The following is a 13367-nucleotide window of genomic DNA, read 5'->3' as shown; positions in this document are numbered from 1 at the left end:
TAGCAGAGCGCGACGCAGAGTTGGGTGAATACACTCCCGATTCTGCGTCGCGCTCTGGTTTGAAGGGCCTTTGTTCGGAGAATACTACGCTGCGCCGTGCTGCTGGAAGAGCTGCAGAGCTTCTTCGTTCCCCTGCTGAATGGCCAGGTCATAGGCGGTCAGTCCACGAATGTCCCGAATAGATGTATCGGCGCCGTGTTCAAGCATGAGTTTCACCAGCTTGTTTCGGCCGAAGAGCGTCGCAAACATCAGGGCCGTGCCGCCGTTGCCGTTCTGAACGTTCAGGTCGGCGCCGTGTTCGATCAGGAGCTTGGCAATTTCGGGGTAGCCTTTGAAACAAACGCCCATTAGGGCCGTATTGCCGCTAACATCCTGCACATCGACGTAAGCGCCGGCTTCCAGCAGGAGCCGCGTGGCTTCCAGATGCCCATCGTAGGCCGCCACAATCAGGGGCGTAAATCCTTTGCCGTTCTGTATGTTGATGTTCGTGCCGTTGTCAATCAGGTCTTTCAGGTAGGCTGCGTCGCCTTTACGGGCGGCATCGAAGAGCAAATCTTCGGGTTGGGCAGAGTAAAATGACATGGGTGAATTGTGTTGAATGCGCCGGTATGGTTGACGGATATAGCGTAAACTATAAAAGAGACATACTGGCTTTTCGGACTGACTTTTTTCGTTCATCCCGAAAAGATGACCGTTCAACCCAAAACAGTGCCGACCAAGCCAGAATCGGCTTACTTTAGGAAGGAACACCAACCTGTTACGTATGCTGTTTTCTTATCTACGAATTCTCAGGCTGCGGAAACCGCTGAGCTGTTTTCTGCTGGCCTTGCTGACGACTCCGTTCGTCCACGGACAAAACGCGGCCCCCGCTCCTAAAGCGCCGGTGGCCGATTTTCAGATTCCGGTTCAGTATTATACACTGAACAACGGTCTGCGGGTGGTCCTGTCGCCCGACCATACCAGTCCGACAGTAACGACGGCGGTCTACTACAACATCGGCTTCCGGATTGAGCCGAAAGACCGCACCGGCTTCGCGCACCTCTTCGAGCACATGATGTTTCAGGGTTCGCAGAACCTGGGTAAAATGGAGTTTATTCAACTGGTGCAGAAAAACGGGGGCATCCTCAACGGCTCGACGCGCTTCGACTTCACGAACTACTTCGAAACGCTGCCCGCCCATAAGCTGGAAACGGCGCTCTGGGCGGAGGCCGACCGGATGAAAGGGCTAGCCATTACGCAGGACAACCTGACCAATCAGCAGGGCGTTGTGAAAAGCGAGGTGCGGGTCAACGTCCTCAATGCGCCCTATGGTGGCTTCCCGTGGCTAGATATGCCGCAGTACGCCAACAGCAACTGGTATAACGCCCATAACTTCTACGGCGACCTGAAAGACCTGGACGCGGCCAAACTAGACGACGTAAAGAATTTTTTCAAGACGTATTACGCGCCTAACAACGCCGTTCTGGCCATTGTCGGCGACTTCGACCCGGCCGAAGCCACAGGTTTTGTGGAGAAGTATTTTGCGGGGATTCCATCGGCGCAACTGCCAACTCAGCCCGATATTTCGGAACCCCGCCAGACGAAAGAAAAACGGGCGACCAAGAAAGATTCGCTGGCCAACAAACCTGCGCTGGCGTTCGCCTACCAGATGCCCGAACGGAACACGCCCGAGTATTACGCCATGGGCCTGCTCGATCAGATCCTGCTGCAGGGGAACGACAGCAAACTGTATCAGGCGCTGGTGCAAAAAAAAGGCTATACCAGTAACGTGTCGGGCGGGATCAACTACCTGGGTAATATGTTCAACTACAAAGGGCCGATGCTCTGGATGGGCGACCTGATCTACGACAGCACCGTGCCGGCCGATTCGGTCATTCAGGAACTGAACAAAGCCATTGCCGAACTGGATAAGAACGGCGTTACGCAGCAGCAGCTGGACCTGGCCCGGGTGAAACTGCGCTCGAACTTCTACGATGCCGTCAGTTCCGGTTTTGGCCGGGCCGACATGCTGGCCTCACTGGCGCTGTTCGATAACAAACCGGATCGTATCAACACCATTGAAGACGAATTCCGGAAGGTAACGCCCGACGTCATTCAGCGTACTGTTCGCGAGTACCTACGCCCTACCAACCGCACTCTTCTGTTCATCGAACCCGCAAAGAAAGCCAACTAACGTATGAAACGCCTTCTCTTACTCCTTACGGGTCTGGCCCTGGCAACGACCCCAATGCTGGCCCAGAAACAGACCCCGCCCGAGGGTGGGAAACCCCGGGATTTTACGCTGCCCCGGCGGCAGGTGATTACGCTGGATAATGGCCTAAAAGCCTCCCTGGTGCCCTATGGTGACGTTCCGAAGGTGACGGTGAACATCTTTGTCCGGACGGGAAACATGCATGAAAAGGCCAATGAAATCTGGCTGTCCGACCTGCTGGCGCAGCTTATGCAGGAGGGCACAACCTCCCGCACGGCCCAGGCCCTATCGGAAGAAGCCGCCCGGATGGGTGGTTCGATTTCAGTCTATTCGAACTTCAGCGCGATGGTTATTTCCGGCTCCGTGCTGTCGGAGTTTGCGCCCGCGCTGGTCAGTTTGCTGGCCGACGTGCTGACCAATCCCCGGCTGCCTGCTTCGGAACTCGAACGCCTGAAAGCTAATCTGAAACGGGACCTGACCGTCGACAAATCGCGGCCCCAGTCGCAGGCCAACGAAAAATTTGCGGCTGTCATGTATCCCGATCAGCCCTACGGCCGGATCTATCCAACCGAGGAGATGCTGACGAGCTACGACCTGGCCAAAGTGAAAGGGTTCTACGATACACAGTTTGGTGCCCAGCGCACGCAGGTGTATGTATCGGGTAAATTCGATAAAGACGCCGTCGAAAAAGCCATCCGGTCGTCGCTGGGTAACTGGCGTAAAGGTCCGGCGATGAACATACCAGTCGCTAAACCAGCCACGGCCAAATCGTTCGCCCTGCTCGACCGGCCCAGCGCTCCGCAGTCAACCCTGATTGTTGGGCTACCCATGATTGACCCGACGCAACCGGACTACGTGCCGATGGTGGTGACCAATTCACTGCTGGGCGGCTCGTTTGGCTCGCGCATTACCAGCAACATCCGCGAGAACAAAGGCTATACTTATTCGCCTTACAGCTCAATTAGCAGCTACTATCGCGGGGGAACCTGGAGCGAGCGGGCCGACGTAACGACCGAGCACACGGGCGCGTCGATCCGGGAAATTCTGAAAGAGGTTAATCTGCTTCGCACGACCGCACCGACGAAGGCAGAGCTGACGGGTATTCAGAATTACGAGTCGGGCATTTTTGTGCTGCGCAACTCCAGCCCGGGGGGAATTATCAACCAGCTATCGTTCATTGACTTTCACGGGCTGGACGAAAGCTACCTGACCAATTACGTTAAAAACGTAATGGCCGTTACGCCGGAGCGGGTGCAGCAGTTGACCCAGAAATACATCAACCCGCAGAACATGACAATGATCGTTGTGGGGGATCGGAGCAAGGTGGAGAGTCAGCTCACGGAGTATAAACCCGCCGGCAAACTGTCGGGTAGCAAGTAGAAACTGTTAGCGTATGAGTAGTCCGGAGGGCGAGAGACCGGGGTTGCTGCGATTCTGACCGTTTGGAATACGTTCTAAAATGGCTTTGTCTATATTGCCGATAAATTCCTAAACACGGTAATATGATTCGTTACAAAACCAGCGTCCTCCGGGCGCTTTGCGTACTTACTTCCGGCTTGCTGCTCGGGGCCTGTCAGGGCAATAAAGAAAACAACACGACCGAAACGGCAACTGGCGATTCGACCGGAAAGCGTTTTTTGTCGCAACCTCTGGTAAGTGACATCTATACGGCCGACCCCTCGGCACACGTCTTCAACGGCCGGATTTACATCTATCCGTCGCACGATATTGAAGCTGGTGTAGCTGAAGACGACAAAGGCAGTCATTTTGCCATGCGCGATTACCACGTACTGTCGATGGACAGCATCAACGGCAAGGTGACCGATCATGGTGTGGCGATCGACGTCAAGGATGTACCCTGGGCGGGGCGGCAGATGTGGGCGCCCGATGCCGCTTTTAAAAACGGGACGTATTACCTCTATTTTCCGGCTAAAGACAAGCAGGACGTGTTCCGCATCGGCGTTGCAACCAGCAAATCGCCGACGGGGCCCTTCAAAGCCGAAGCCAATCCGATACCGGGCAGTTTCAGCATCGACCCGGCCGTATTTACGGATGCTGACGGAAACGCCTATATGTATTTCGGCGGCATCTGGGGTGGCCAGCTGCAGAAGTGGGCTACCGGCAAATACGACGCCAACGGCTCGGAGACCGATCTCAAGAACGACAAGCAGCCCGCTTTAAGTGCTAAAGTGGCTCGCCTGAGCAAAGACATGCTGCGCTTCGACGAGCCGGTGAAAGACGTTCAGATTGTGGACAAAGACGGTAAGCCGCTGCTGGCGGGCGACCACGACCGGCGTTTCTTTGAGGGTGGCTGGATGCACAAATACAACGGCAAATATTATTTCTCGTACTCGACCGGCGATACGCATTACCTGGCCTATGCCGTTGGTGACTCACCTTATGGCCCCTTTACGTATCAGGGCGTGATCATGAACCCGGTGCAGGGCTGGACGACTCACCATTCTATTGTGGAATTCAAGGGCAAGTGGTACATCTTCTACCACGACACCGAACTGTCCAACAAAACGCACCTGCGCAACATCAAGGTAACCGAACTGAAGCGCAACCCCGACGGCACTATCGAAACCATTGAGCCAATGGGTAAATAAGACGGAGACTAGCCCGTTGGCTACTCTGCCAAAGCCAGGTGAATATGGGCAAGATGGTGCTGTACATGCCAGGCCGACATGGCGAGAGCCTGCCCCTGATTAATTGTGAACTGACGTACCGGGTGGTAATAGGCAAGAGCCAGCTGCTCGTCATCGAGCGAGCGGGCCAGATATACATACCGTCGGGTAATGCCTTCAAACTGCATCAGCGAGTCCGTAATCGGCGCGGTGGTTGCGTCGGCCGTAGCGGCCCAGCCATCCATGTTGATCAGGGTCAGTTCTTTATAGTCCGGCTCGGTCAGCGCTTTTTTCATGCGGAGGTAATGCAGCAGCTGGATGTCGCTTACGTGATGCACTAGCTGCTGAACGGTCCAGCTGCCTTCGCGGTAGGTCCGGCCCAGTTCGGCGGGCGAAAGGTTTTCGACTGCCTGGCGGTATAGGGCCGGGCTGTTTTCCAGCACAGCAATGAAATGCACCAGCTCGTCGGGAGAATAGTTATCCTGGATTGCCAGGGGCCCAATAGGAAATTTGCGATCGTCCATAGGAGAGATAAGGTTGCCAGACCATGGTTTGTCGGTTTGATAACGTCTATTTCAGGGACGCAAGTTCACTTGCCGGCGGGTCTCCCGGTTCTGAAGCCTGTCGGTAAGTGAGCTATCAGGCAGAACAATACGCTACGGGCCGGTCTCCGGCGGCTGTCTTTGCCCATCGTGCCAGACTTTTATGCTGACTGCTCAGGCCGGTGCGCTAACCGTTTCAGCTATGCCTTCCCGGCGATTTTTTGACTGCCGCTGGTGCAGCATTTTATCTTTCATGACCCGCCAGAAAATAGTTGGTCGCATCAGCGACTGGGGTGGGCGCATCAGGTTCATTACCTCCAGAAACGCTTTATAAACGACAGTATCCCGCTGCGTAGCACGGTGGACGGCTTCGGTATAGCGGTTCAGCAGTTCAAAGCCGGGTGGCCGCTGCCCCTCGGCCTCGGGATACCGAAAATCTTCGCCCGTGGCGGCTTGCCAGGGACTGTCTACCACTTTGGCGATTGCTTTAAAGTATGGTTTCCACAGGCCATCCAGCGTTTTACTATTCTGCAGGCAACGATCGAGCGTCTGGGCCTGCAGAACCGCCGACGTCATGCCCTGCCCAAAGATTGGATTAAAGCTGCAGACAGCGTCGCCCACAACCAGGTAACGATCCGGAAATGCCTTGAGCTGTTCATAATGCCGACGAAGGCTACACGGAAATTTATAAAGAACAATGTCGGATAGGGGCTCGCTGGTCTGGAGTAACTCATAAATGTCGGGCGCACAAAGGCTTTTGGTAAAATCGAGAAAGGCGTCCGGGTCTTTCGGGCAACTTTCATGCAGTATACCAGACATGGTGACAATCCAGCGATTGTCTTCAATCGGGAAGGCGAAGCAGCCCCGCTTGTCGTGTGGTGGTTCGGGAGCTACCATGATTAACTCGACTTGGCCCAGCGGGTCAACTTCCCGCCGGTATAGACGGGTAGCGTAGCTGAGGCCAATCTTTACCTCTTCTTCCGGTGGTTTATGATAGCCCAGAGCGGTCAGCCAGCGCAGGGAAGCCGACCCCCGGCCACTGGCATCAACGATCAGATCGGCCTCCAGACTTTCGCGCCGGATAACTTCCTGACCCAATGTTTCAAGCCGGACCCCCGTAACGCGCTGACCCGTAACGTCGGTCATCAGTTCCCGTACCTGGCAGCCCATACGCAGCGTAACGTTGGGCAGTTGTACGGTGCGCCGACGAACGTGGATTTCCAATAGCGGGCGGCTCATCAAAAGACCCTTTAGTCCGCTGGAGAACTTCTTTTTATAACCGCCAAAATGATACCAGCGCATGCTTTCGCCCATATCGCCGGTTATGGCTCCATCGGCAATCAGTTCGTCGCCAAGACCCGGATAAAACGTTTCCAGAAGGGTGCGTCCCTGCGCCAGTAACCCATGCAGGTGGTGACCCTGGGGTACGCCTTTGCGGGGTTTCGGTTCATCATCTGTCTCGTCTTTCTCAAGCAGTATCACCTGTCTGAAATGGTCGGCTAACACACGGGCGGTAATTAATCCCGCCATACTACTACCAATCACGATGGCCTGATTGCCTTTAAGTGGTTTGTTCATTACCTGACATGGTTAAGGAAGGGATAAGACAATACTCAGCTCTATCAGGTTACTTGTAAACTAGCTAATAATGAGCTGGTTAGTAAATATATTCTATCCTTTTTAACCAATTTGCCGGATACGTGATCAGAGGCCGGATGAATTATTGAACGGTCAATATGCGGTTGGGCTTAAACAAAAAACCGCCCTGGGGAGACTTCTCTCCCCAGGGCGGTTTAACCAGTGTCGTTTATAAAGAATTACGCCTGCTTGGTCAATTGAATATTCATCACTAACCGGACGTCGTCGCTAACGACTACGCCACCAGCTTCGGTAACGCCATCCCAGGTCAGACCAAACTCTTTACGCTTGATCGTTCCCGAAACCTCAAAACCAGCCTTCGTCTGGCCGTAAAAATCCTGCATCTGTCCGCCGTATTCAGCTTTAAGGATGACAGGCTTCGTTACGCCGTGCAGACTCAGGTCGCCAGCGAGTTCATAGGTGTCTTCGCCGGTTTTCTTAAACTGGGTTGAGGCAAAGGTCAGCTTGGGAAACTGCTCGGCGTCGAAAAAATCAGAAGACTTCAGGTGCTCATCGCGCTGCGCATTGCCAGTGCTGATGCTGTCAATGTCAGCCGAGAAAGTAATAGTAGCCGCTTCGAAATTGTCGTCCGGCATTTCTACCTGACCTTCGAATTGGCTGAATGAGCCTGTTACGGTGGAGACCATCAGGTGCTTCACTTTAAACTGGACTTCTGAGTGCATTGGGTCAATAGTCCAGACGGTGTTGGTAATGGTTGATGCGTCCATGAGAGGTTGAAAATTTAGCTTTTAAATATCGTGTATAGGTATTTAATGTATATACATTTAATTGAGCGGCAAAGTTTCAATAGGTGAAATTTTTTTGTGGGCCTCGGCTGCAGTGCTATAGATTCTTTACCTGCACAGCTATTTTCGATTCTACTTTGATCAGGACCTGAAGACCATCTGGCCGAACCGCAATTTTCTGGGGGACAAACCGAAAGGTTCTGATGCCAAGATCAGTCTTTTTGCCGGCTTTACTTCCTTCAAACGCCTTATCTATTTTCTGCGGCAACTGGGCAAAGTCATCACCCAGGGATATTTTCAGCAGTCCCTCCAGCAGGCTGCTGAGACCTTCGTGCCAATCCGTACCAACGGTTTTGGGCAGGGATTCTTCTGTTTGCTTCACAAATCCCAGATTGCTTACCCGTAGAGTGTTGGTTGTCGTGTCGAACATGGGCCGCCCGCGCAGGTAAAGCGTTCCGTCGATCAGTCCGCTGACTTCCGTTTTAACGATAATCGAGTTCTGGGCGCCATAGACGGATGCTTTGTTGACGTGCAGGGTGCCCAGCGCTACCTTAATCTGCTTGTTCTGCAGTGTGCGGTCCAGCATCCGGTTGATGTCAGCGTAGGGAATAGAACTCAATAGATGCAGATCCGCCTGCTCAGGAATCTGTTCGCGTTTTTCTAACCGTGGCAGGGGCGTAACAGGGTAGTCGGGCTCCTCAGGGCTTAGTTTGGTTTCCGTGTTAAACGTAATGAGCAGGGGAGTGGTTATGTGGGTATTGTCGCCACTGATCGGGCTGGCAGCCACGCGAACCGGTTTTGGTATGAGCCAGAGGCCATACTGCTTATCAATCCGCAACGGCTTTTGCAAATCCCGCCAGATGGGACGTACCAGTTCATCGAGCCGCAGTTCTTTGTAGATAGCCGTATCAATGGCGGTTTCGATGTCGGTCTGGTGTTTATCCAGAATTTTCTGCGCGAAGTTGACCAGCGAAATTTTTATGCCCAGAATATTGAGCTTCGGTTTGGTGATCCATTTATAGTTGTCAAAATGGACATGGCTTTTCATCCGCCACTCGGAGGTGAGCGTGAGCGGGCTCATAAAATTGACCTGCAGTTCGCAAAAGGGACTGTCCGAGATTGTGTCTTTTTTTGAACTCAGCGGTCTGCGGAGCTGCACCTGCAGGGGAGCCGAAAACTGAATCTGCTGGTTGGAATACTGAATTTCGACTGGTCCCGAACGGATAACACTGAACGGAAAAAACGATACCCGAAGCCCTTTCTGCGACTTTTTGCCAACCAGGACCGGATCCAGCGTTTCGTTGATCTTGGCTTGCAGTTCGCTAAGGGGGAACGTAAGGGTGCCAGCCAGGTATGATGGAGTAGGAGCAATTGGCGGATCGAATCCTTCTGCTTTGGGAGCCTCCGAATCTATTTTCTTACACTGAATCAGCAGGAGCATGCAGGCTCCGCAAAAGATTAGATAGAGTAAACTTCGTATGCTCATATTCTGAATGGACGCGAATGGGTGAAGTGAATGAAGGTGGTAGTATAAACTCAGATACGCCGTGGGGGTTTAACCAACCTGGGGGTGTTTTAGAAGAAGCCATGCCGAAGGAACCCGTTAGCGGTCATTGTAACGGACGAACCCCAACTAATCCTAATAGTTTGATAATTCGAATTCAGAATTTGTAAATTCCTTTATACGATAAGAGGCATCTATTTTAAAAAGTCTGTAGAAAGCGCTAAATATTTATTGTTTATCAATAATTTTTTATTATCTATGCAGTGCAATTAAAATTCCGAAAATCATCATGAAACGAATTTCAATAGTATTTCTTCAGGCCGTCATCGTGCTGATCGGTATTGTGGCACTTGTCATTATGATTCGGCTTCCCTTAACCGAGGGGAGGGCTAAAGATTTAGATATACTCAGCATTTACGCTGACCCGTTCATCCTGTATGGATACGCAGCATCAATTGCTTTTTTTGTTGCGCTGTACAAGGCGTTCAGATTACTTGGGTACATCGGGCACAATAAAGTATTCTCATCAGACTCTATTGGCTCTTTAAAGAGCATAAAGTATTGTGCAATCGTATTAAGCGGTTTTATTGTCATGGCAGGACTCTACATAAGGATATTCCATGATAAAGAGGATGACCCGGCGGGTTTTCTTGCCATGTGTATCGTAACTACTTTTGTTTCTATCGTAGTTGCAACTGCTGCGGCAATATTTGAAAAAATCCTGCAGAACGCTATCGATATGAAATCTGAAAATGACTTAACAATTTAAGCTATGCCAATCATTGTAAACTTGGACGTAATGATGGCAAAACGAAAAATTTCTCTGAATGAACTTTCTGAAAGAGTTGATTTGACATTATCCAACCTTTCTATCTTAAAGACAGGTAAGGCGAAAGCAATTCGTTTTAGCACCCTGGACGCAATTTGTAAGGCATTAGACTGCCAGCCAGGCGACATTCTGGAATACGTACACAACAAAAAATGAATAACGGACCGCTACCATCGGATTGGCCGCGTTTATCGGGGTTTGGCGCGTTCATACTGCACGGGCCAGGCCAGGTCATCGCCCAGTTGGTGAGCCGCGTGGAGCGGAAAATAAGGGTCGCGCAGAAACTCGCGGGCCAGCAGGATCAGATCGGCCTGTCCGTTGGCCAGGATTGACTCGGCCTGTTCGGCGGAGGTAATGATTCCGACCGCAGCGGTTGGCATACCGGTTTCCTGTTTGATTCGCTCAGCAAAACTTACCTGATAACCGGGACCAACCGGAATCGTCGCGCGGGGCACGTTGCCGCCCGTTGAGCAGTCTACCACATCAACCCGTTTGGTTTTCAGAACAGCGGCCAGGGCCACCGAATCATCGGCCGTCCAGCCGCCCTCGGTCCAGTCGGTTGCCGAAATGCGCACAAACAGCGGCAGATCGGCGGGCCAGACGGTTTGTACGCGCTCAATGACTTCAAGCAATAACCGGATACGGTTATCAAAGGAGCCGCCGTATGCGTCGGTACGGTGGTTGCTGAGGGGCGACAGAAACTCATGCAGCAGATACCCGTGAGCCGCGTGAATCTCGATTACCTGAAAGCCCGCTTCCCGCGACCGGATAGCCGCGGCCTGAAAATCGGCCAGAACCTTCTCAAGGCCGTCGGAGGTTAGGGCCGTCGGGACGGGTTCCGTTTCCAGAAAGGGCAGGGCGCTGGGCGCTACGGTCTGCCAGCCGCGCTCTTCGGTCGGGGCAATGGCTGTGCCGCCGTCCCAGGGGCGTCGGTGGCTGGCTTTGCGGCCCGCGTGCGCCAGCTGAATACCCGCTACCGAGCTGCTCGCCCGTATGAACTGCGTAATCCGTTGCAGACCGGGAATGTGTTCGTCGGACCAGATACCTAGATCGTCGGGCGTAATGCGGCCCTCCGGCGATACGGCCGTAGCTTCGGTAATGACCAGGCCCGCGCCACCCACGGCCCGGCTGCCCAGATGCACCAGATGCCAGTCGTTGGCGAAACCATCCTGACTGGAATACTGACACATGGGCGATACGACAATCCGGTTTTTGAGCTGTATACGGCGGAGGGTGAGGGGCGAAAAAAGAATCGACATAGCGTTGGTTTGAGCGGAGCGATTGAGTTCAGGCAACTGCCCGAATACAGCAGATTGCCTGAAAAGACCAACACTGGTACAAAGAAGCTGGTTCGGGCGGTTAGCCTGCGGGCAACGAGCCAACGGATTACTCAACGGCGCAACAGGACGGTTTTACGTTGATAGCTAAGGGCTTGAGAGCGCATGAGGAAAGCAGAACCGGCTGACCGTTTGATTCGCTTATTTCTTAAGTTGCAGGCTGAACTACATCCTGCAACCGGTATTTGCTTCATTAACCCTATGAAACCTCTGTTTATCGCCTGTCTGTTCGCTGCCTACTCCGCCTGCGCTCAATCGTCAACTAAACCGGCTCCGGTTGCCCACGTAACGACTTACCAGCCGCCCACCTTTGCGGATGCCGACCGACTGAAAAAGCTGGAAGCCGCTTTCCCGATTGTCGAGAAACTGTACCGCGACCGGGCTGAGCAGCATCACTATCCGGGCCTCGCGTTCGGGATTGTCGTCGATGGAAAGCTGGTTTATTCGGGCGGGACGGGCTATACCGACGTAGCGAACAAAACTGCCGCAACGCCTAAATCGCTGTTCCGGATTGCCTCCATGAGCAAGAGCGTAACGACGATGGCTATTTTGAAGCTGCGCGACGAAGGTAAACTCCGGCTCGACGACCCCGCCGAGCTATACATTCCGGAACTGAAAACGCATAAATACCTCACGGCCGATGCGCCCCGCCTAACGATCCGTAACCTGATGACGCACTCGGCGGGTTTCCCGGAGGACAATCCTTGGGGCGACCGGCAGCTGGCCGACTCCGACGCGGATCTGCTGGCGCTCATTAAAGGAGGAATCTCGAACGCCAACGCGCCCGCCGTGGCTTATGAATACAGTAACCTTGGTTTCGCCATGCTGGGACGTATCATCACGGTCGTGTCGGGTAAACCCTATCAGCAATACATCACCGACGCGATTCTGAAACCGCTGGGCATGAACGATACGCAGTGGGAATACACGCGCGTACCAGCCAGTCAATTGGCACATGGCTATCGCTGGCAGGAGGGGCAGTGGCTGGAGGAACCCCTGCTGCACGACGGTTCATACGGCGCGATGGGTGGACTAATTACGTCCATTGAGGATTTCAGCAAGTACGTAGCCCTGCATCTGGCGGCCTGGCCACCCCGCAATGAAGCCGACAACGGCCCTGTGAAGCGTAGTTCGGTGCGCGAGATGCAGCAGCCCTGGGTATTTTCGGGTATGGCTGCGCAGGCCCGGAATTCGGCGGGGCAGATCTGCCCCGTAACGAGTGGCTATGGCTACGGCCTCGGCTGGAGTCATAGCTGCACCGGACGCGTTAGCGTCGGGCATAGCGGTGGTTTGCCCGGTTTTGGCAGCCAGTGGCGCATCCTGCCTGACTACGGCATCGGCGTAATTGCGTATGGCAATCTGACGTATGCCGGTCTGGGATCGGTAAATTCGGCCGTGCTCGATACGCTGGTTGCCATCGGCAAGCTCCAGCCCCGCCAACTGCCGGTATCATCTATTCTGGCGCAGCGCAAAGCCGAACTGGTGAAGCTCTTGCCCGACTGGACGAACGCTGAAGCCAGCGGTATCTTCGCCGAAAATTTCTTCCCCGATAAGTCGGTAGCCCTGCGTCGGAAAACGGTGCAGGATTTGTATGCCAAAGCCGGTAAAATTCAGCGCGTCGGTGAGTTAATCCCCGAAAATCAGCTGCGCGGTCATTTTCTGCTGGAAGGCGAAAAAGCGAATATCGACGTATTCTTTACGCTCACACCGGAGAACCCCGCCCTGATTCAGCAACTCGATTTCCGCGAGGTTAGCCGGTAGCCAATTGAAATTAATACGATCTTAGTCCATCCCAGTCCTTAGGGAGCCATCGGTAGTATAGCCAGCTTTTAGCGTCAGATGCAAATGCAAATGACAATCAGAGCAGGTGGTACAGGGTATCTGGCAGTGTGGCTGGTAAGGGCATGAGTTTTTACGTTAGGCCGATGGCAACAGCTGGCGTCCGGCCCCCGA

12 protein-coding genes are annotated in these 13367 nt (G+C 53.5%); 6 read left to right on the top strand and 6 right to left on the bottom strand.

The window, feature by feature from the left end; all coding sequences use genetic code 11:
* Window positions 1-84: 84 nt before the first annotated feature.
* Window positions 85-582 carry an ankyrin repeat domain-containing protein gene (locus HNV11_RS16450; RefSeq protein ID WP_171740699.1) on the bottom strand — a complete coding sequence of 166 codons (498 nt, stop codon included), beginning with the start codon at window positions 580-582 and terminating at the stop codon, window positions 85-87.
* A gap of 181 nt (window positions 583-763) precedes the next feature.
* Here HNV11_RS16450 and HNV11_RS16445 point away from each other — a divergent pair, with 181 nt between their 5' ends.
* The 3 genes from HNV11_RS16445 (at window position 764) to HNV11_RS16435 (ending at window position 4800) form a co-directional block, all read left to right on the top strand.
* Entirely contained in the window at window positions 764-2173 is a 1410-nt protein-coding gene (locus tag HNV11_RS16445) for a M16 family metallopeptidase (protein WP_171740698.1), read from the top strand.
* 3 nt (window positions 2174-2176) lie between these two features.
* Window positions 2177-3571 carry a M16 family metallopeptidase gene (locus tag HNV11_RS16440; RefSeq protein WP_171740697.1) on the top strand — a complete coding sequence of 465 codons (1395 nt, stop codon included), beginning with the start codon at window positions 2177-2179 and terminating at the stop codon, window positions 3569-3571.
* 122 nt (window positions 3572-3693) lie between these two features.
* Entirely contained in the window at window positions 3694-4800 is a 1107-nt protein-coding gene (locus HNV11_RS16435) for a glycoside hydrolase family 43 protein (RefSeq protein WP_171740696.1), read from the top strand.
* 20 nt (window positions 4801-4820) lie between these two features.
* Here HNV11_RS16435 and HNV11_RS16430 read toward each other — a convergent pair whose 3' ends face one another.
* The 4 genes from HNV11_RS16430 to HNV11_RS16415 form a co-directional block, all read right to left on the bottom strand.
* Entirely contained in the window at window positions 4821-5342 is a 522-nt protein-coding gene (locus HNV11_RS16430) for a DinB family protein (protein ID WP_171740695.1), read from the bottom strand.
* 192 nt (window positions 5343-5534) lie between these two features.
* Entirely contained in the window at window positions 5535-6938 is a 1404-nt protein-coding gene (locus tag HNV11_RS16425) for an NAD(P)/FAD-dependent oxidoreductase (protein WP_171740694.1), read from the bottom strand.
* 239 nt (window positions 6939-7177) lie between these two features.
* Window positions 7178-7726 (bottom strand): YceI family protein, encoded by a 549-nt coding sequence (locus tag HNV11_RS16420; RefSeq protein WP_171740693.1) that lies wholly within the window; start codon window positions 7724-7726, stop codon window positions 7178-7180.
* A gap of 115 nt (window positions 7727-7841) precedes the next feature.
* Entirely contained in the window at window positions 7842-9185 is a 1344-nt protein-coding gene (locus HNV11_RS16415; RefSeq protein ID WP_240163497.1) for a DUF4403 family protein, read from the bottom strand.
* Between the two features lie 352 nt (window positions 9186-9537).
* On the opposite strand from HNV11_RS16415, the gene HNV11_RS16410 reads away from it, so the two are divergent.
* Both HNV11_RS16410 and HNV11_RS16405 read left to right on the top strand, forming a co-directional pair.
* Entirely contained in the window at window positions 9538-10017 is a 480-nt protein-coding gene (locus HNV11_RS16410; protein WP_171740691.1) for a DUF2975 domain-containing protein, read from the top strand.
* 3 nt (window positions 10018-10020) lie between these two features.
* Window positions 10021-10233, top strand: coding sequence for a helix-turn-helix domain-containing protein (locus tag HNV11_RS16405; RefSeq protein WP_171740690.1), 213 nt, complete (start codon window positions 10021-10023; stop codon window positions 10231-10233).
* Between the two features lie 32 nt (window positions 10234-10265).
* Here HNV11_RS16405 and namA read toward each other — a convergent pair whose 3' ends face one another.
* Window positions 10266-11336 carry an NADPH dehydrogenase NamA gene (namA, locus tag HNV11_RS16400; RefSeq protein ID WP_171740689.1) on the bottom strand — a complete coding sequence of 357 codons (1071 nt, stop codon included), beginning with the start codon at window positions 11334-11336 and terminating at the stop codon, window positions 10266-10268.
* 279 nt (window positions 11337-11615) lie between these two features.
* On the opposite strand from namA, the gene HNV11_RS16395 reads away from it, so the two are divergent.
* Complete coding sequence (locus HNV11_RS16395; RefSeq protein WP_171740688.1) at window positions 11616-13175, top strand: serine hydrolase domain-containing protein; 1560 nt, start codon at window positions 11616-11618, stop codon at window positions 13173-13175.
* The last annotated feature ends 192 nt before the right edge of the window (window positions 13176-13367 follow it).

This window comes from Spirosoma taeanense (genome assembly GCF_013127955.1).
GTDB classification, from domain to species: Bacteria; Bacteroidota; Bacteroidia; order Cytophagales; family Spirosomataceae; genus Spirosoma; species Spirosoma taeanense.
The sequence above is the reverse complement of the archived record's forward strand: the minus strand, read 5'-3'. Positions and strand labels throughout refer to the sequence as shown.